At 72.5% G+C, this 19,346-nt stretch carries 16 protein-coding genes; 12 read left to right on the top strand and 4 right to left on the bottom strand.

Annotated features, from left to right (window positions below; genetic code table 11):
- Positions 1–57 precede the first annotated feature (57 nt).
- The 3 genes from AC07CM_RS22820 to AC07CM_RS22810 are packed head-to-tail and all read left to right on the top strand — an operon-like array spanning position 58 to position 5,910.
- Positions 58–864, top strand: coding sequence for a hypothetical protein (locus AC07CM_RS22820; protein ID WP_478878265.1), 807 nt, complete (start codon positions 58–60; stop codon positions 862–864).
- Positions 861–3,083 carry an NHLP family bacteriocin export ABC transporter peptidase/permease/ATPase subunit gene (locus AC07CM_RS22815; RefSeq protein WP_478878264.1) on the top strand — a complete coding sequence of 741 codons (2,223 nt, stop codon included), beginning with the start codon at positions 861–863 and terminating at the stop codon, positions 3,081–3,083. The genes AC07CM_RS22820 and AC07CM_RS22815 overlap by 4 nt, the downstream gene beginning before the upstream one ends.
- A gap of 1 nt (position 3,084) precedes the next feature.
- Entirely contained in the window at positions 3,085–5,910 is a 2,826-nt protein-coding gene (locus AC07CM_RS22810; protein WP_478878263.1) for an NHLP bacteriocin export ABC transporter permease/ATPase subunit, read from the top strand.
- Between the two features lie 172 nt (positions 5,911–6,082).
- Here the strand turns inward: AC07CM_RS22810 and AC07CM_RS22805 are convergent, their stop codons facing one another.
- The 3 genes from AC07CM_RS22805 to AC07CM_RS22795 are packed head-to-tail and all read right to left on the bottom strand — an operon-like array spanning position 6,083 to position 10,017.
- Positions 6,083–6,637, bottom strand: coding sequence for an SRPBCC family protein (locus AC07CM_RS22805; RefSeq protein ID WP_478878262.1), 555 nt, complete (start codon positions 6,635–6,637; stop codon positions 6,083–6,085).
- Positions 6,638–6,664: 27 nt separating this feature from the next.
- Positions 6,665–6,985 (bottom strand): ArsR/SmtB family transcription factor, encoded by a 321-nt coding sequence (locus AC07CM_RS22800; protein WP_478878261.1) that lies wholly within the window; start codon positions 6,983–6,985, stop codon positions 6,665–6,667.
- 53 nt (positions 6,986–7,038) lie between these two features.
- Positions 7,039–10,017, bottom strand: a complete 2,979-nt coding sequence (locus AC07CM_RS22795; protein ID WP_478878260.1) for a phosphorylase family protein — start codon at positions 10,015–10,017, stop codon at positions 7,039–7,041.
- A gap of 217 nt (positions 10,018–10,234) precedes the next feature.
- On the opposite strand from AC07CM_RS22795, the gene AC07CM_RS22790 reads away from it, so the two are divergent.
- From AC07CM_RS22790 to AC07CM_RS22770, 5 genes are all read left to right on the top strand, one after another.
- Complete coding sequence (locus AC07CM_RS22790; RefSeq protein WP_478878259.1) at positions 10,235–11,740, top strand: MFS transporter; 1,506 nt, start codon at positions 10,235–10,237, stop codon at positions 11,738–11,740.
- Positions 11,741–11,967: 227 nt separating this feature from the next.
- Positions 11,968–12,135: a hypothetical protein gene (locus tag AC07CM_RS22785; protein ID WP_478878258.1), complete on the top strand. Its 168-nt coding sequence runs from the start codon at positions 11,968–11,970 to the stop codon at positions 12,133–12,135.
- Between the two features lie 69 nt (positions 12,136–12,204).
- Positions 12,205–13,209, top strand: a complete 1,005-nt coding sequence (locus tag AC07CM_RS22780; RefSeq protein ID WP_478878257.1) for an iron-containing redox enzyme family protein — start codon at positions 12,205–12,207, stop codon at positions 13,207–13,209.
- Complete coding sequence (locus AC07CM_RS22775) at positions 13,210–13,884, top strand: HemK2/MTQ2 family protein methyltransferase (protein WP_478878256.1); 675 nt, start codon at positions 13,210–13,212, stop codon at positions 13,882–13,884. It begins immediately after the preceding gene.
- Positions 13,865–14,062, top strand: coding sequence for a CDGSH iron-sulfur domain-containing protein (locus AC07CM_RS22770; RefSeq protein ID WP_478878255.1), 198 nt, complete (start codon positions 13,865–13,867; stop codon positions 14,060–14,062). Before AC07CM_RS22775 ends, AC07CM_RS22770 begins: the two co-directional genes overlap by 20 nt.
- 206 nt (positions 14,063–14,268) lie before the next feature.
- Here the strand turns inward: AC07CM_RS22770 and AC07CM_RS22765 are convergent, their stop codons facing one another.
- On the bottom strand, positions 14,269–14,703 hold the full coding sequence (locus AC07CM_RS22765) for a protease inhibitor (protein WP_478878254.1): 435 nt from the start codon (positions 14,701–14,703) through the stop codon (positions 14,269–14,271).
- Positions 14,704–15,027: 324 nt separating this feature from the next.
- Between AC07CM_RS22765 and AC07CM_RS22760 the strand changes: the two genes are divergently transcribed.
- The 4 genes from AC07CM_RS22760 to AC07CM_RS22745 all read left to right on the top strand — a co-directional run bounded on the left by AC07CM_RS22760 (position 15,028) and on the right by AC07CM_RS22745 (position 19,265).
- Entirely contained in the window at positions 15,028–15,591 is a 564-nt protein-coding gene (locus AC07CM_RS22760) for a hypothetical protein (protein ID WP_478878253.1), read from the top strand.
- 156 nt (positions 15,592–15,747) lie between these two features.
- The gene (locus AC07CM_RS22755; RefSeq protein WP_478878252.1) at positions 15,748–17,343 is read left to right on the top strand and encodes a purine-cytosine permease family protein; all 1,596 of its coding nucleotides are present in this window, start codon (positions 15,748–15,750) and stop codon (positions 17,341–17,343) included.
- Complete coding sequence (locus AC07CM_RS22750; RefSeq protein ID WP_478878251.1) at positions 17,340–18,011, top strand: cyclase family protein; 672 nt, start codon at positions 17,340–17,342, stop codon at positions 18,009–18,011. The genes AC07CM_RS22755 and AC07CM_RS22750 overlap by 4 nt, the downstream gene beginning before the upstream one ends.
- 84 nt (positions 18,012–18,095) lie before the next feature.
- Positions 18,096–19,265, top strand: a complete 1,170-nt coding sequence (locus tag AC07CM_RS22745) for a lactate 2-monooxygenase (protein WP_478878315.1) — start codon at positions 18,096–18,098, stop codon at positions 19,263–19,265.
- Positions 19,266–19,346: the final 81 nt, after the last annotated feature.

Raw genomic sequence — 19,346 nt, 5'->3', positions numbered from 1 at the left:
TCTCGGATGCCCCGAAGTTCGCCGTGACGATGTCTCTCCTCGGGTGAGGGAAGTTCCGTGCAGTTCCGCCAACAGGCCCTCGCCAAGCTCCAGTCGCCGGAGGAGCTGGACCTTCCGGTGCGGCTGGCCCGCCCCCAGGGCTGGCTCGCGCTCGGCGTCACCGTCGTCGTCATGGCGGCGGCCTCCGTGTGGGCGGTGACCGGTTCGGTCGCCTCCACGGTAAGCGCGCAGGCCATCCTCACCCACGGGCAGGGCAGCTACCTGCTGCAGAGTCCCGTGGCCGGCCAGGTGACGGCCGTGCTCGCCGAGCAGGGCGAGCGGCTGCCGGCCGACGCCCCCGTCCTCAAGGTCCGCACGGGTCAGGGGGATGCGCTGGTCCGCACGGTCGCAGCCGGCCGACTCACCGCGCTCGCGGCCACCATCGGCCAGATCATCCGGACCGGCACCACCGTGGCAGCCGTCGAGAAGGCCGCCCACGCCTCCGACCCGCTCTACGCCACCGTGTACGTGCCCGCCGAGAACGCCGCGGCCATCCCCGCGCACGCCTCGGTCGACCTGACCGTGTCCTCCGTACCGACGCAGCGGTACGGCGTGCTGCGCGGGCACGTGAAGTCGGTGGACCGCACCGCCCAGTCACCCCAGTCGATCTCCGCGTTCCTCGGGGACAGCCAGCTCGGGGAGCAGTTCACCCGCAAGGGACGCCCGGTGGCCGTCCTGGTGACCCTGGACAGGTCCCGGGCCACGAAGAGCGGTTACCGGTGGTCCACCGCCGAGGGTCCGCCGTACCGGCTCGACTCCATGACCCTCGCCTCCGGTTCGATCCGGCTGGCCGACCAGCGTCCCGTCGATTGGCTGCTCCCGTGACCACCGCACCGGAAACCCGCGGCCGCAGACGGGCCGCCCCGGCCAAGCGGCCGGTCCCCAAACCCCGTGGCGGCACGGTCCGTACCCCCACCGTGCTCCAGATGGAGGCCGTCGAGTGCGGCGCCGCCTCCCTGGCGATGGTGCTCGGCCACTACGGCCGGCACGTGCCGCTGGAGGAACTGCGCATCGCCTGCGGTGTCTCCCGCGACGGCTCACGCGCCAGCAACCTGCTCAAGGCGGCCCGCGGTTACGGTCTGACGGCCAAGGGCATGCAGATGGACCTGGCCGCCCTGGCCGAGGTCACGGCACCGGCCATCCTGTTCTGGGAGTTCAACCACTACGTCGTCTACGACGGCATGGGCCGCCGCTTCGGCCGCCGCGGGGTGTACATCAACGACCCCGCCAAGGGCCGCCGGTTCTTGCCCATGGAGGAGTTCGACGGCAGCTTCACCGGTGTCGTGCTGGTGCTGGAGCCGGGCGAGGGCTTCACCAAGGGCGGCCGCAGGCCGGGCGTGCTCGGCGCGATGCCGGCCCGGCTACGCGGCACCGCGGGCACCCTGCCCGCCGCCGTGCTGGCCAGTCTGCTGCTGGTGGCGGTGGGCGCGGCGGTGCCCGCCCTCAGCCGCACCTACATCGACATGTTCCTCATCGGCGGGCAGACCTCGCTGCTCGGCGTGCTCTTCGCGTCGATGGCCACCTGTGTGCTGCTCACACTGGTGCTGACCTGGCTCCAGCAGGCCAACCTGCTGCACGGCCGGATCATCTCCTCCACGCTCTCCAGCGCCCGCTTCCTGCGCCATCTGCTGCGGCTGCCGGTCACGTTCTTCTCCCAGCGCTCCCCGGCCGACCTGGTGCAGCGGCTGCAGTCCAACGACCAGGTGGCCGAGACCCTCGCCCGCGACCTGGCGGCGGCGGGCGTGGACGCGATCGTGGTCGTGCTGTACGCGGTCCTGCTCTACACCTACGACCCCCAGCTGACCTTCGTCGGCATCGGCGTGGCCCTGCTCAACGTGGTGGCGATGCGGCTGGTGGTACGGCTGCGGGCCACCCGGACGGCGAAGCTGCGCGCGGACACCGCACGGCTCACCAACACGTCGTACACGGGCCTGCAGCTGATCGAGACGATGAAGGCGACCGGCGGCGAGGACGGCTACTTCCGCAAGTGGGCCGGGCAGCACGCCACCACGCTGGAGGAGCAGCAGCGGCTCGGCGTGCCGAGCGCCTGGCTGGGTGTGGTCGCGCCGACCCTGGCCACGCTCAACAGCGCGCTGATCCTGTGGATCGGCGGGCTGCGGGCCGTCGAGGGGCACATCTCGGTCGGTCTGCTGGTCGCCTTCCAGGCGCTGGTCACCCGCTTCACCGCCCCGCTGACCCGGCTCAACGGCGTGGCGGGGCGCATCCAGGACTTCGCGGCCGACGTGGCCCGGCTAAAGGACGTGGAGAACTTCCAGGCCGACCCGCTCTACGCCCGCCCCGGCGGAGGCGAATCCACGCGCCGGCTGCACGGACACGTAGAGCTGGAGAACGTCAGCTTCGGCTACAGCCCGCTGGACAAGCCCCTGCTGACCGGGTTCGACCTGATCGTGGGCCCCGGGCAACAGGTGGCCCTGGTCGGCGGCTCGGGCAGCGGCAAGTCCACCGTGTCGCGGCTCATTTCCGGCCTGTACACCCCGTGGGACGGCGTGATCCGCATCGACGGGCGGCGTCTGGAGGACATCCCGCGCGGCGCGCTCGCCGCCTCCGTCTCCTTCGTCGACCAGGACGTGTTCCTCTTCGAGGGGTCGGTCCGGGACAACGTGGCCCTGTGGGATCCGTCGATCCCGGACGAGGCCGTGGTGGAGGCGCTGAAGGACGCTGCCCTGTACGACGTGGTGATGCGCAGGCCCGGCGGCATCCACAGCGCGGTCGAGCAGGACGGCCGCAACTTCTCCGGCGGCCAGCGCCAGCGCCTGGAGATCGCACGGGCGTTGGTGCGGCGGCCCAGCATCCTCGTCCTGGACGAGGTGACCAGCGCGCTGGACGCGGAGACCGAACTGGTCGTGATGGACAACCTGCGCCGGCGCGGCTGCGCGTGTGTGGTGATCGCGCACCGGCTGAGCACCGTGCGGGACAGCGACGAGATCGTGGTGCTCGAGCACGGCGCGGTCGTGGAGCGCGGGCGGCACGAGGAGCTGGTGGCGCGCGGCGGCGCGTACGCCACGCTGGTCAGGGAGCGGTGAGATGACGACTGTTCAGGAGGGGTACGGAGGCGACCTCGTCCTCGGCGCGCTCGGCTCGCTGGGCGCGCGCGTCGACTGCGCCGGGTTCAACCGTCTGGACCTGGAGGGTCCGCAGGTGCTGTGGCTGGTCGCGGCCGGAGCCCTGGACCTGTTCGCGGTGGACGCGGCCCAGCAGGGCCACTGGCACCACCTGGGCCGGCTGGAGGCGGGCGCGCTGCTGCTCGGCCCGGTCGCCGGCCCCCAGCACACACTGGTGGCACGGCCGGTCCGCGACTGCGTGGTGCACCGGATCAATCTGCGCGAGCTGTACCAGCCGGCGAACACCCAGACCTGGTCCTACGACGAGTACGGCAATCCGCAGTATGTGCCGCCGGCCACGAGCCCGCTGGAGTACGCGGTCGCGCTGGGCGTCGGCCGGGGTCTGTCCGTCCTCTTCCAGGCGCCGATGGCCGAGGAGCGGGCCGCCGCTCCGTCGGACGACGACGTGTTCTGGATGCAGGTGCCGCCGGGCAGCGTGCAGTACGGCTCCCTGTACGGCGCGGAGGCCGCCGCCGACCTGCTGATGGACCCCGCTCTGTGGCAGAGCATGGTGGACCAGCAGTACCGGCTGCTGACCGCGCTGGACCGATGGATCGAGCAACTGGAGCGCACCCACGAGACGCGCACGGCCGCCGGGATCAAGGCCGGTGAGGCGGTGCGCGCCCAGGCCGACCAGACCCTGCTCGCCTCCATCGGCAAGCGCTCGGCCCGCCGTACGACGGCGGCGGACGCCGACGCCACGTACGCGGCCTGCCGGCTGGTCGCCGAGGCGGCCGGGATCACACTCGCCGAACCCGCGCAGAGCGGCACCGAGAGCGAACGCCTCGACCCGGTCGAACGGGTGGCCCTGGCCTCCCGGCTACGCACCCGTGCCGTACGTCTGGACGGGCGCTGGTGGCGGGAGAACGTGGGCCCGCTGATCGGGCACCGGGCACTGTCCGGGGCGCCGGTCGCGCTGCTGTGGCGGCGCGGCGGCTATGTGGCCGTGCATCCGGGTACCGGACGTGAGACGCCGATCGAGAAGGCGAACGAGGAGGAGTTCGAACCGCGCGCGGTGATGTTCTACCGGCCACTGCCCGAGCGCCGCCTCACCCCCTCGGCGCTGCTCCGGTTCAGCCTGCGCGGCACCCGCGGCGACCTGCTCAACCTGATGCTCGCCGGGCTGGTGACGGTGGCGATCGGCGCGCTGGTGCCCGTCGCGACGGGCAAGGTGCTCGGCGAGTACGTGCCGAGGGCCCAGGAGGGCCTGATCGTCCAGGTCTGCCTGGCGGTGATGGTCAGCGGGGTCGTGTCGGCCGCGTTCACGCTGCTGGAGAACCTCACCATCCTGCGGCTGGAGGGCCGTATCGAGGCGGCGCTCCAACCGGCCGTCTGGGACCGGCTGCTGAGGCTGCCGACCCGGTTCTTCACCCAGCGCTCCACCGGTGAACTCGCCAGTGCGGCCATGGGCATCAGCGCGATCCGACGGCTGCTGGCGGGCGTCGGCCCGGTGGTCGCGCAGTCGGTGACGGTCGGCGCGATGAACCTGGGGCTGCTGTTCTGGTTCAGCGTGCCGATGGCCATGGCGGCGATCGGCATGCTCGTGGTCATCGCCGCCGTGTTCCTCGGGCTCGGGCTGTGGCAGGTGCGCTGGCAGCGGCGGCTCGTGGTGCTCGGCAACAAGCTGAACAACCAGGCGTTCCAGACGCTGCGGGGCCTGCCGAAGCTGCGGGTGGCGGCGGCGGAGAACTACGCGTACGCCGCCTGGGCGCGGGAGTTCGCGCGCAGCCGGGAGCTGCAGCAGAAGGTCGGCCGGATCAAGAACATCACCTCGGTGCTGGGCGCGGTCTACCTGCCGGTGTGCACGCTGCTGATGTTCATGCTGCTGGCGGGCCCGGCGAGGGGCGCCATGTCGGCGGCGGCCTTCCTCACCTTCAACACCTCGGTGACGATGGTGCTGACGTCGGTCACCCAGCTCACGGGCTCCTTCGTCGCCGCGGTGGCGGCGCTGCCGCTGTTCGAGGAGATCAGGCCGGTCCTGGACGCCACGCCCGAGGTCCGCACGGCGAGCACCCGGCCCGGACCGCTGTCCGGCGCGGTGGAGGCACGCCGGCTCTCCTTCCGGTACGCCGACGACGGCCCGCTCGTCCTGGACGACGTGTCCTTCGCGGTCCGCCCGGGCGAGTTCGTGGCGATCGTCGGCCCCAGCGGCTGCGGCAAGTCCACGCTGCTCAGGCTGCTCATCGGCTTCGACAGGCCGGTCTCGGGCAGCGTCCTGTACGACGGCCAGGACCTGGCGGCCCTGGACCAGTCGGCGGTCCGCCGTCAGTGCGGGGTGGTGCTGCAGCACGCGCAGCCCTTCACGGGCTCCATCCTGGACGTCATCTGCGGCACCGAGCCGTACACGCCGGAGGAGGCGATGGCGGCGGCCGAACTGGCGGGTCTCGCCGAGGACATCAAGCGGATGCCGATGGGCCTGCACACGATCGTCGCGGGCAACGGCGCGATCTCCGGCGGGCAGCGGCAGCGACTGATGATCGCGCAGGCGCTGATCCGGCGCCCGCGCCTGCTGTTCTTCGACGAGGCCACCAGCGCCCTGGACAACGACACGCAGCGCACGGTCATCGAGAGCACCCGCAAGCTGAACGCCACCCGCGTCGTCATCGCCCACCGCCTGTCGACGGTGCTGGACGCGGACCGGGTCGTCGTCATGGAGGACGGCAAGGTCATCCAGCAGGGCCCACCCGCCGAACTGCTCGCGGACACCGGGGGACGGCTGCACGAACTGGTCCGCAGACAACTGGCGTAGGCCCGGGGCCGCCCGTGCGCCTGGCCGGGGGCGAGTTCCGTGAGCGGTACGGGACCGGTGCGAGCGACGCGTTCCTCGTACGCCCGGACGGCCGTCGCGGCGCACGGGTGTCCCCCGCCGGCGCCGGGCCGCTCGCCGGGTCCCCGTCCCGTGCGTCCACGCCGCTCGGGGGTCAGTCCAGGCCCGGTACGGGCGCGCCGGAGGGCACGCCGGCCCCGAGGTAGCCGTCGTAGAACTCCTTCCACGGCGCGCCCGCGCCGGTGTGCGGCCCTTCGAGCCGCTCGCCGCGGGCCCGGACGTCGAGGGCGGCGAGGCACACCTCCCATCCGGCCCCGTTGCGGGCGGCGGTGTTCTCGGCGGCGAGGACGTTGGTGAGCGTGAAGCGGGTGCGCCGGCCGGCCGCCTCCTCAGGCTCCTCCGCCCCTTCCAGTTCCTCCAGATCGAAGTGGAGTTCGTCGCCGCCCCACTCGAAGGACAGGTGGCGGGGCGGGTGGACGGCGAGCACCGTGCCGGTGGACTCCGGCATGTTCGGGTCTCCGCTGAACCGGATGGTGCCGCCGGGGCGCAGGTCCATCTCGGCGCGGGAGGGGAACCACCGGGCGAGTTCGTCCGGGTCGGTCACGAACCTCCAGACCCGTTCGACGGGGTGGTCGTAGGTGCGGCTGAACCGGACGGCGGGGCGGCCGTCGTCGAGCGTCAGGAAGGTGCCGGTGAGGTCGACGGACATGGTGCTTCGGTCCTTGCGGTCGGGGTCTCAGGTGTCGTCCGGAGTCTCGTCGAGGCAGCGGCCCAGGGCGTCGAGACTGCGGTTCCACAGCCTGCGGTAGGGCGCGAGCCAGGCGTCGAGTGCGGCGATCGGAGCCGGGTCGAGGGCGTAGACGCGGCGCTGCGCGTCCTGCCTGACCCGTACCAGACCGGCCTCCCGCAGCACCTTCAGATGCTTGGAGGTGCTCGGCTGGCTCAGTCCGCACGCCTCCACGATCTCCCCGACGGGCCGGGGCCGCTCCAGGAGCAGAGCGACGATGGCCCGCCGGTGGGGGTCGGCGAGGGCGGTCCAGAGCGCTGCGTCGGACATGCCATCAATATGCCTCGGCAGTTATATTCCTGTCAAGGAATGAACGGAGCCCCTCAGAAGTTGGAGATCACGCTGGTGAGCACCTCGCTCAGGATCTTCGGGTTCTTGGCGTCGTAGGCGTGTGCCCCGGTGGCGGCGGCGATCTCCCCGAGCACGCTTCTGCCGTTCACGTCCTGCTGGTCGGCCTTCGACCCGTAGGCCACGGTGAAGACGCGGACCCGTTTGTCCGGGCCGCCGATCCTGCCGAGCACGTCCTTGAGGGTCGGCGTGGGCGGCACACCCTCGTTGCGGCCGTCGGTGAGCAGGACGATGGCGTTGATGGCGTCGGGGTCGTATGCCTCGCGCATGGTGTCCACGGCCGCCTCGACGGTGCCGTACAACCCGGTCGCGCCGTCCGGCACCAGGCCGTCGACCTCGTCGGCGAGTTCCGTGCGCCGCGTCGCACCGCGACGGTCGGCGAGCCTCTCCCCCATCGGCCCGATGTCGACCAGCGGGACGTAGTGGTGTCTGCCGCCGAGACTGGCCGCGTTGGAGAACTTCCACAGGCCGACCCGGTCGGTGGCCGCGAAGCCGTCGTCGCCGAAGAGGGCGGGTTCGGCGCGGCGCAGCAGCTCCATCTTGGTGCCGCCGGTGCCGGGCACCTTGTCGTCCATCGACTTGGAGGTGTCGATCACCACGAGGACGTTCGCCCGCCGCCGCAGGCGGGGCCAGACGGTCTGCAGCCGGTGCAGGACGGCGCCGTCCGGCGCCGTGTACTGGGAGATTTCGGCGTCGCGCAGCGCGCCGTTCTTCACGGAGAGGGCGGGGGCCGCGTCCGGGGCGCCCTTGTGGGTCCGGAATCCGTACGGCGCGAAGTACTTGCCATAGATCTCCGGGCGGTGGAGGTAGTTCAGGAAGTCCCGCGCCACCGGCCGCTTGGCCTTGTCCATCGTGCCGAGTTCGACGTAGGGGTGGTCGCTGACCGGGTCGCTGTCGGTCGGGTAGAAGCAGACCAGCGGGGTGCGCGGACGGCTCCGTTCGGCGCAGTCGCGGGACTTGCTGTGGGCCCCGCACGGGTAGCCCTCGTTGTATGCGACGACGGCGTTCTCCTCGACCGTGACGGCCGAGATGTACTTGAGCGCCTCGTCGGCACCGCCCCGGTCGTCGGCGGCGCGCAGGTTGGCCAGGAACGTCAGCGTGGTGTCGCCGTAGTGGACGACGGACTTCTCGATGGCGCGGACGAAGGCCTGGTTGTCCGGCGCGTCGATGTCCGCGGGCGACAGTTCGGCGCTGGTGTGGGTCTTCGCGTAGTAGGCGCCGATGGTGGCGTTCAGGCCCGAGGTGGAGTACGCGGGGTTCGTCTTGCCGAGCTTGAACGCGCCCCACTGCTTCTGGCCGACGCTCTCCCAGAACTTGGCCGGATCGGCGGCCCACTGGGCGAGCTTGCCCCAGCCGATGGTGGACTCGGGCCAGCCCAGGGCCTCGGCCATCGGCTTGGGCATGGCGATGGTCAGCGGGCTGGTCACGATGGACTCGGCGGTCTCCGGCAGCAGTCGCTTCGCCCGCCCGTTCGCCCGGGTGCGGGCCAGGGTGAGCCATTCGCTGCCGGCCGGCGACCACACGTCGGGCTCGTCGCCGTCGTCCTCGCCCCAGCCCCGCGCCAACGTGCGCATCGCGGTACCGGAGTTGACGGAGGAGACCTCGACCTCGACGCAGCTGCCGTCCGCGCCCTGCCGAGCCCCGTACTGCGCGGCGGCCTCGCTCAGCGAGGTCGAGACGTCGATGGAGGCGGCGATGCGCAGCTTCACGCGCGTCTGGGACGAGGTACAGCGCGCCAGCGCCGAGTTCTTGTCCGGCGTGCCGGAATCCCCCGCGGCCTTCAGCAGGAAGGCGACCAGCGCGCCGACCACGGCCACCGCGACACAGGCGGTGAGGACCGCTCGGGTCCGCCGGGCGGACCGGCCGGCGGCGCCCCTGGGTAAGCGGGTGCGTTTCGCGGCCGCCGACAGGGGCCGCGGACGGCGGCGGGCCGGGGGTACGGCGGGCGGCTTCCCCGTCGGCCCGGACCCGGAGTCGCCGCCCTGCGCCGTCGGTGCCGCCGAGTCGCCCCGGCGCCCCGCCGAGGGGCCGGACCCGTCACCGTGCGTCCCGGTCGCGGCGGACGCGCCGTCACCGGCCCCGGCCGCGGCCCCGTCGCCGCCACGCGCTTCGTATACGGCCGCGTCACCGCCGCCTGGCGGGGAGGCATCGGTGCCCGCGTGTTCGGGCCCCGTGGACCCGGAGTCCGCTTCGACACCCAGCGGGAGAGTCGCGGAATCGCTCTGCCCCTCGGGCGGCAGCGACGCGAGGATCCGCACGGCCGCCGCGGCCGCGCACCACGCCGCGATCTCCTGGGAGCCGCCCGCGTCCGCGTGGCGTTTGCTCCCGTCGGCCTTGTCGCTGATCCCCCGGATCGTCAACGTGTCCAGCCCGCCCACGAGATGGGCGGCCAGGCACACCCCGGCGCTCTCCATCTCGATCGCGACGGCGTCGTCGTAGTTGCCCCGCAGCAGTTCGCCGAGCTCGGAACCCTCCCGGTCGAGGACGACGTTGCCGGAGGCGATCGGCGCGACCCGCACCCGGCCGGCGACCTCGGGCCCGAAGGTCATGCGCTGCACGTGCTGGACGAGCCACCACGGAGCCTCCCAGTCGCGGGGCCGGTAGTGGCCGCCCCGGGGACTCTGCTTCTCGCGGTAGTCGTAGACGCGCTCGCCGACGACCACGTCACCGATCCGGACGTCGCCCTTCAGCCCGCCCGCCACTCCGACGAAGAACAGCACCCTCGGCCGGTACAGGTCATGGGCGTGCTTGGTGACCACGGCCGCGTTGTCGTTCCCAGGACCGGTCTGCGCCAGGACGACGCTCCACCGGGTGCCGGGCAGCCGGCCCCGCTCGAAGACCGTGCCGCTCTCGCTGTGCCTGGTGAGGTCCGCGAGCCGGGCGCGCACCGCGTCGTACTCCACGCGCAGCGCGGTCAGGATCACCGCGACGGGACCAGAAGAAGTGTCTGCCACCTGTAACCGATTCTCGACTCAGAGCCCCCATGCCGACGGCGCCACCGTAGCGGACCCACTCCCCGCGGGGGGCCTGGTCGGACCACTCCCCCAAGCGAAACGTTGCCGTTTCGCTGAAAGTGTTCTAGTCTCCAGGTGTACGAAACGGTTTCGTTTATGCGCCGTGCCTGGCGCTCCCCGTGAGCGATCCCGGACGACTTCCCCGGAGTGGTTCCCCATGCCTCAGAAGACCCTGGCCGACGGCTCCCGCACGGGTGTCCTCGCGCAGGCCCGCACCGAGGCCTCGGCCAAGCGGTGGTGGATCCTCGCGGTCATCGCCGTCGCCCAGCTGATGGTGGTCCTCGACGCCACGATCGTGAACATCGCCCTGCCCTCAGCCCAGGCCGACCTCGGTTTCTCCGACGGCAACCGGCAGTGGATCGTGACCGCCTACGCGCTGGCCTTCGCCTCACTGCTGCTGCTCGGCGGCCGCATCGCCGACCTGTTCGGCCGCAAGCCCGCCTTCCTCGTCGGCGTCGTCGGCTTCGCCGCGGCCTCCGCGCTCGGCGGAGCCGCGAACGGCTTCACCATGCTGGTCGCCGCACGCGCCCTGCAGGGTGCCTTCGGCGCGCTGCTCGCACCGGCCGCGCTGTCACTGCTCAACACCACGTTCACCGACGCCCGGGAGCGGGCCCGCGCGTTCAGCGTGTACGGTGCCATCGCCGGCGCCGGCGGTGCGGTCGGCCTGCTGCTCGGCGGTGTGCTGACCGACGCGCTCGACTGGCGCTGGACCCTCTACGTCAACGTGGCCATCGCGGTGGTCGCGTTCGCCGGCGGCTGGATGCTGCTGGGCAACCACCGCGACGCGGCGAACGCCAAGCTGGACGTGCCCGGCACGGTCCTGGTCGCCGCCGGTCTGTTCTCGCTGGTGTATGGCTTCTCCAACGCCGAGACCCACGACTGGGGCTCCCCGCTGACCTGGGGCTTCCTGACCGCGGGCGGACTGCTGCTGGCGGCCTTCGCCTGGTGGCAGACCCGGGCCGCGCACCCCCTGCTGCCGCTGCGCATCCTGCTGGACCGCGACCGGGGCGCCTCCTTCCTCGCGGTGCTCATCACCGGCGCGGGCATGTTCGGCGTGTTCCTCTTCCTGACCTACTACCTCCAGCTCAACCTCGGCTTCAGCCCGACGAAGACCGGTGTGGCCTTCCTGCCGATGGTCGGCGCGCTCATGGTGGCCGCGCAGGTCGGCACCACGGCGCTGCTGCCCCGGATCGGCCCGAAGGCGGTCATCCCGCTCGGCTTCGCGATCGCCACGGCCGGCATGGCCTGGCTGACCGGCATCGGTCTCGGCTCCGCCTACCCGAGCGCGGTACTGCCGCAGCTGATCGTGATCGGTGCGGGCCTCGGCCTGGTCATGCCGCCCGCCATGCAGCTGGCCACCGGCGGGGTCGCGGCCGAGGACGCGGGCGTCGCCTCGGCGACCGTCAACGCCATGCAGCAGGTGGGCGGCTCGATCGGCACGGCGCTGCTGAACACCCTTGCCGCGAGCGCCGCGACCGACTACCTGTCGGGCCACAACCCCGCGAGCAAGGCGGTACAGGCGCAGGCCACGATCGAGAGCTACACCACCGCCTTCTGGTGGTCGGCGGTCTTCTTCGCCGCGGGCACCGTCCTCGCCTTCCTGCTCTACCGGCGCGGGGTGCCGAAGCAGGACGCCGCGGCCGCGCCGGTCGTCCACATGTAGAGCCGAATCCCCCGGAGCCGAGGGGCCGCCGTCAGCAGGGAGACGGCGGCCCCTCGGCGTTGTCGTGGTGGGGGTGCGGAAGGCGTCGGCGGCGCCGGGCGGTGCCCCGTTTCCTCGTCGTGGCGCCGGGCGGCGCGGCCGTGCCGGCCGCGGCGCGCTCCCCGGGACGCTTGAGACGGCGCAGACGGGTAACTCGAAGTGGATCAAGACTGACGAAAGGAGACGCCATGCCGGGCGGTGACCGCCACGAGGAGCGGCCCGAGACGGCCCTGGAGGAGGTGCTCCGGGAGGTCGAGGAAGCGGAGAAGCGCGACGAGGACGAGGGCGGCGGAGGCGAGGCCGCCGACGCCATCACCCCCAACACCGCGGCGCAGGAGCAGTCGGAAGGGGAGTGAACGGCCGGGGGGTCATCCGAGGGCCTCGGCGATCATCATGCCTCCACGGGGTGCGGGTACCCGGGTCCCATGAACCACCACCTGCGAGGACCCCGGCTGCCCCCGCCCCGTGGACCGCTCTCCACCGCCGTCACCGGGTACCTGCGCGGCTCCGGCCGGCTGCCCGCGGCCGCCGATGCGGATCCGTACGGCGACGACCTCCAGCTCGCCCTGTACCTGTGCTACGAGCTGCACTACCGCGGCTTCGCCGACGTACCGCCGAGGTACGAGTGGGACCCGGAGCTGCTGCGGCTGCGCGCCGCGCTGGAGCACCGCTTCCTGACCGCGCTGCGCGCCGACACCCCGGTGCACGACGGCCTCGACGCCGCGCTCGCCGCTCTCCTGGTCGAACCGGCCGAGGGCACGGGGATCACCCATTTCCTGCGCGACGAGGGCGAGTTGTGGCACCTGCGCGAGTACGCGGCCCAGCGGTCCCTGTACCACCTGAAGGAGGCCGACCCGCACGCCTGGGTGCTGCCCAGGCTGTGGGGGCGGGCCAAGGCGGCGATGGCGGCGGTGGAGTACGACGAGTTCGGCGCGGGCCGGGCCGAGCGGGTCCACGCCCGCCTGTTCGCCGACCTGATGACGGACCTCGGCCTGGACACCGCGTACGGGCACTACCTGGACGCGGCCGGCGCCGAGATGCTCGCCGTGGTCAACCTGATGTCGCTGTTCGGGCTGCACCGCGAACTGCGCGGCGCGCTGGTGGGTCACTTCGCCGACGTGGAGATCACCTCCTCGCCCGGCTCGCGCCGGCTGGCGGAGGCGATGCGCCGGACCGGCGCCGGTCCGGCCGCGGAGTTCTTCTACGACGAGCACGTCGAGGCGGACGCGGTGCACGAGCAGGTCGTCCGCCACGACGTGATCGGCGGACTGCTCGAGGAGGAGCCGGAGTCGGCGGACGACATCGCCTTCGGCATCGACGCGACGGAGTACCTGGAGGACCGGCTGGCGCGGCGGCTGCTCACCGAGTGGCGGGCGGGACGGTCGTCGCTTCGTGCACCGTCTGCCCCGGTAGTGGCCTATACATCCTGAATGCGCGGGTACCCGCGCATGGTGATCTCACTGGTGCTTCCGGGCGTCTACGCCCCTCAGGACGACACGGCGTTGCTGACCGAGGCCCTCCACGAGGAGGCGCCCGCGCCGGGCGCGCACGTACTGGACGTGGGCACCGGAAGCGGTGCGCTGGCGTTGGCGGCCGCCCGGCGCGGCGCCGAGGTCACCGCGGTGGACGTGTCCTGGCGGGCGGTGTGGACGGCGCGGCTGAACGCGTGGCTGACCCGGCTGCCGGTCCGGATCCGGCGCGGCAACCTCTTCGGCCCGGTCCGGGGCCGGACGTACGACCTGGTCCTCGCCAACCCGCCCTATGTGCCGGCGCCCAACGCGGGGCACGGGCCGCGCGGCCGTTCCCGGGCCTGGGACGCGGGCCGCGACGGGCGGCTGCTGCTGGACCGGATCTGCCGGGACGGGCCCGGGCTGCTACGGCCCGGGGGTGTGCTGCTGATCGTCCACTCCGCCTTGAGCGGACCCGAGCACAGCCTGCATCTGCTGCGTGCGGCGGGTCTGAAGGCCGCGGTGGTCCGGCGCCGCTGGATCGCCTTCGGTCCGGTGCTGCGCTCCCGGGAGGCCTGGCTGCGCCGGAGCGGGCTGCTCGCGGCTGCCGACGACAAGGAAGAGCTGGTGGTCATCCGTGCCGAACGACCCTGCTGACCGGCCCCGCCGGATCCGCGTGCAGCGGCGGGGGCCGCTGCTGGTGGAGGGCCCGGTGGAAGTCGAACTCGAGGACGGCACCACGGTCTCCTCCGACCGTTTCCGTGTCGCTCTGTGCACCTGCCGGCGGAGCCGCTGCTATCCCTGGTGCGACACGAGTCACCGCCGTAAGGCCTAGCCGACGGTTGAAACCGATTGTTTTTCGCCGCTCCCCGGAAGGCCCCCCACGGGCCTACCCGGGGAGCGGCTGTGTGCCCGAAGCCGGCGGGCGGCCCCACTCCGCCCGTCCGACCCCGGTGCGAGATCGCAGTTCCCCGCTCCAGGGGCCGCACTCCCCAGTTGCGGGCCTGATCCGGCTGTACGGGGACTGTGCGATCCCGGTCCCTAGAACGCGAAGACGCTGCTGTTGAGGGCGTCCTTCACGCAGGAGTTGCCGAAGGTGCGTTCGTAGGAGACGCGCTTGCCCTGCCAGACGCCCTGGACGGTGACCACGACGGGGTCGTAGAGCTTGGTGCACCAGACGTCGTCGCGGGCCTTGAGGGCCCCGAAGTCGCCGCCGACGCCGCGCAGCTCGGCGCAGGCCTGGGCGGCTGCCGGGTGGGTGCCCGAGGCCGTCGGGGCGCAGTTCAGGGTGACGGCGCGCTCCGGAGTGGCCGTGGCCGCGTTGTCGCCGTGACCGGTGGTGAGCACCAGCGCCGAGGGGGCGTAGAGCGACTTCGCGGCGGCGTCCGGCGCGGCGGTGGCGGCCCCGCTCAGGGGCCCGCAGACGGCGGCGGCCGTGAGGCCGAGGGCCGCTGCCCAGCGCGCGGTGTTCCGCATTGTGTGCATCCTTCCGCTCGGATAGAGGGTTGCCGGCCTCCGGACGGGTGGCGCCGGAGCGGCGTGCGCCACTCTGCCGAGTCCGCCGCCGAAACACACATCCAACCCACGGGTTTCAGTAACCTTGCGTGTTGAATCAGTGGCGTGAAGTCACGGAAACCGAACAGGTCGGCCGCTCAACCGAGCGGTTCTTGATCGTGTGCAGCCAACCGATGGCCGAAAACCACCGCCTCGTTAATAGGCCTGAAACATTCCGACTCCGCCCACGGCGAACCCCTTCGTGACGCCTTGTGTTCATGAACTGGTCGGAGTAATTGTGATTACATGATTACGACAGAGCAGAGAGAGAAACTGCGCGGCTGGTTCGCGGGCCGACTGCCCGACGATCTCTTCGAGGACCTGGTCGAAGTGACCGCCGACCGCGAGGAGATCACCGTGATCGGGCGCGTTCCGGAGCCCCGGCTCGCCGAGGGCGCCTCGGAAGCCGAACGGGAGGCCGCCGTCCGGGCGCGGATCCAGGAGTTCCGGGAGCGGACCCGCGAGGCCCGGATGGAGGTGGCCCGCGAGGCCGAGCACCGGTTCCGCCGGAAGGTGTCCTGGGGCGTGGTCTGCGGCACGGAGCGGGCCCTGTTCACCCACCTGGCGGCGCCGGTGATGACCCGGTTGCGGCAGCCCGAGCGCCAGGTCCTGGACACCCTCGTCGCCGGGGGCGTCGCCCGCAGCCGCAGCGACGCCCTCGCCTGGTGCGTGCGCCTGGTCCAGCGCCACACCGACGACTGGCTGACCGAGCTGCGCGAGTCCCTGGAACACGTCCAGCGGGTCCGGGCCCAGGGGCCGGACGGCGAGGAGGTGGCGGATTCGTCCACCGACGACGGCGAAGATGGATGAAACATCCACTGGCAGGGGTCCCGAACCGCGCCGTAGCGTCGGCAGAACCCTCCAGGACGTCCTCCGCCGGCGTCGCACATCCCGCGGCACCGGCGGCCGTTCGCCTCCCGCCGCGCCACCAAGCGCTCCACCGCCGCAACCTCGCTGGAGCCCCCCGTGACCCCTCAGTCCCCCGACTCGCCGACGGCGCCGCCGCCGTCCCTCACCGAGGTCGAGCCCTACGGCGTCGAGCGCATCCCCGACGCCGACCGCACCGCGAGCCCGCTCGACCTGTTCCGGGTCGCCTTCGGCGGCGCCAACACCTTCTCGACCTGTGTCCTCGGCGCCTTCCCGATCCTTTTCGGGCTCTCCTTCTGGCAGGGACTCGCGGCCACTCTCCTCGGGGTCGTCGCGGGTGCGCTGATCCTGTGCCCGATGGCCGTGTTCGGCCCGGTGAACGGCACCAACAACGCGGTGTCGTCCTCCGCGCACCTGGGCGTGCACGGTCGGGTGGTCGGCTCGTTCCTGTCGCTGCTGACGGCCGTGGCCTTCTTCTCCATCTCGGTGTGGAGCTCGGGCGACGCCCTGGTCGGCGGCGCGCACCGGCTGTTCGGCCTGGAGCGCGGCACGCTGTCGTACGTCGTCGCGTACGCGCTGTTCGCCGGGCTGGTGCTCGCGGTGTGCGTGTACGGCTTCCGGTTCATGCTGTTCGTCAACAAGATCGCCGTGACCTCGGCGACCGTGCTGTTCCTGCTCGGCGCGATCGCCTTCGCCGGTGACTTCGACCCGTCGTACGCCGGTGTCTTCACGGCCTCGGCGGACGCCTCGACGCAGTCGCTGTTCTGGCCGTCGTTCATCGGCGCGGCGCTGATCGTGCTGTCCAATCCGGTGTCCTTCGGCGCGTTCCTCGGCGACTGGTCGCGCTACATCCCGGCCGACACGCCGCGCCGCAGGGTGGTGGGCGCCGCGTTCCTCTCGCAGATCGCGACCCTGCTGCCGTTCGTCTTCGGCCTGGCCACCGCCAGCATCATCGCGACGAAGGCCCCGAAGTACGTCGACCCGGCCGCGCCCGACTTCGTGGGCGGCCTGCTGGCCATCTCCCCGAGCTGGTTCTTCCTGCCGGTGTGTCTGCTCGCCCTGATCGGCGGCATGTCGACGGGCACGACCTCGCTGTACGGCACCGGACTCGACTTCTCGTCGGTGTTCCCGAAGCTGTCCCGGGTGCAGGCGACGCTGCTGGTCGGCGTGCTGTCCATCGCGTTCATCTTCATCGGCCGGTTCGGTCTGGACCTCGTGCAGTCGATCTCGACGTTCGCCACCATGATCATCACCTGCACCACGCCGTGGATGGTCGTGATGATGCTCGGCTTCTACACCCGGCGCGGCTGGTACGACCCCGACGCGCTACAGGTGTTCAACCGCCGTCAGCGCGGCGGCCGGTACTGGTTCGCGCACGGCTGGAACTGGCGCGGCATGACGGCCTGGTGGGTGGCCGCCGTGGTCGGCGTGCTGTTCACGAACATCCCGGGCCAGTTCGTCGGCCCGCTGGGCGACCTGGCGAACGGCGTCGACATCAGCCTGCCGCTCTCGCTCGCGGTGGCCGCGATCCTGTTCCTCGCGCTGCTGCGGCTGTTCCCCGAGCCCCGGGCGGCGTACGGACCCGAGGGCGGGCGACTGGTCCGTACCGTCGAGGCGCCGGTGCCCGCGATCACCGGTCCCGGCGCCCCGGCGGACGCGGTGGCGCCCGCGCTCGCGGCCGAGGGCGGCCGATGAGCGACTGGCTCGACCTGTCGGTGCCCGTGGTCACCGGGATGCCCGTGTATCCCGGTGACCCGGAGGTCACGGTCTCCCCCGCCCTGCGGGCCCCGGCCGACGGCGTCAACGTCCTGGCCCTGTACCTGGGTTCGCAGTCCGGCACCCACGTCGACGCGCCGTACCACGTGGACGACGCCTGGCCCCGGCTGGACGAGTTGCCGCTGGACCGGTTCGCCGGGCCCGCGGTCGTGGCCGACGTACGGGGGCTGCCCGCCCGCTCGCCCATCACCCCGGCCCTGCTGGCCCCCGCGCTGGCCGCCCTCGCGACGGCACCGGGCGCGCTGCTGCTGCTCGTGACGGGCTGGTCGGCGCACTGGGGCACGGACGAGTACCTGGCCCACCCCTGGCTGACCCCGGAGGCGGCCCGGGCCGTGGTGGCCTCGGGTGTGCGGACGGTGGCCGTCGACGCGCTCAGCGTCGACCCCACGCCCCAGCCGGGCGATCCGCACGCCGATGCCGGGCTGCCCGCGCACCGGTTGCTGTGCGGCGCGGGCGGGGTGATCGCCGAGAACCTGACCGGTCTGGAACGGCTGGTGGGCGCGGCGGCGGCGGAGGTGTTCCTGTTCCCGCTGCGGCTGCCGGGGTCGGACGGCGCTCCGGTGCGGGCGGTCGCCCGGGTGGGCTGACGGCATCCCGGTGGGCGGACCCGTACCTACCCGCGAGTATGGTCGGCGCGGCGCATGCTCGACGACGAGAGGCGGGACGTACGGATGGCGAAGCACTGGGCGGACTTCCAGTACGAGATCTATCTGAACGGGATGACGGGGGCCGTGCCCCGGCTCCCCACCGACCTCACCCGGCTGGAGGAGCTGGCCGAACACCGGCTGGGCCCGGGGCCGGTGGGGTACGTGGCGGGGAGCGCGGGCGACGGCAGCACGGCGCGGGCCAACCGGGCCGCGCTCGACCGGCGCCGGATCGTGCCGCGCATGCTGCGGGACGTGCACGAGCGGGACCTGTCGGTGGACGTCCTCGGCCGTGCGCTGCCGGCGCCGCTCGCCCTCGCCCCCGTCGGCGTGCTGTCGATCATGCACCCGGACGCCGAGCCCGCAGCCGCCCGGGCCGCCGCCGCGCACGGGGTGCCGTACATCCTGTCGTCGGCGTCCAGCACGCCGATGGAGCAGGTGGCGGAGGCGATGGGGGACGCCGAGCGGTGGTTCCAGCTGTACTGGGGCAAGGACCGCGAGGTGACGCGGAGTTTCCTCGCCCGGGCCCGGGCGGCCGGATTCTCGGTGCTGGTCGTCACCCTGGACACGCCGCTGCTGTCGTGGCGGCCGCGCGACCTGGACCAGGCCTATCTGCCGTTCCTGCACGGGGTGGGCACCGCCAACTACTTCACCGACCCGGCGTTCCGGGCGGGGCTCGCCAAGCCCGTGCACGAGGACCCGAACGCGGCGGTGCTGCACTTCCTCGGCCTGTTCGGGGACGCCGGCCACACCTGGCCGGACCTGGCCTTCCTGCGCGAGCACTGGGACGGTCCGATCGTCCTCAAGGGCGTCCTGCACCCGGACGACGCCCGGCTCGCCGCGGACGCCGGGATGGACGGCGTGGTGGTCTCCAACCACGGCGGCCGGCAGGTCGCCGGAGCCCTCGCGGCGGCCGACGCGCTCCCCACGGTCGCGGACGCGGTCGGCGACCGGCTGGCGGTGCTGTTCGACAGCGGGGTGCGCACCGGCGACGACGTGTTCAAGGCCCTCGCCCTCGGCGCGCGGGCGGTGCTGCTCGGACGGCCGTACGTCTACGGGCTCGGCCTGGACGGACAGGCGGGCGTCGAGCACGTCGTCCGCTGTGTGCTCGCGGAGCTGGACCTCACGCTCGCCCTGTCCGGGCACTGCACGCCCACGACGGTCGCCCGGGACGACCTGGTCGAGGCAGTTGCCTGACGGCCGGCGTGGGGGGGGGGGGGGGGGGGGGGGGGGGGGAAGGAGGGGCAGAGAGCAAAGGCCGACCACACAACGGTAAAA

It is taken from the genome of Streptomyces sp. NPDC044061, from assembly GCF_056434305.1.
The sequence above is the reverse complement of the archived record's forward strand: the minus strand, read 5'-3'. Positions and strand labels throughout refer to the sequence as shown.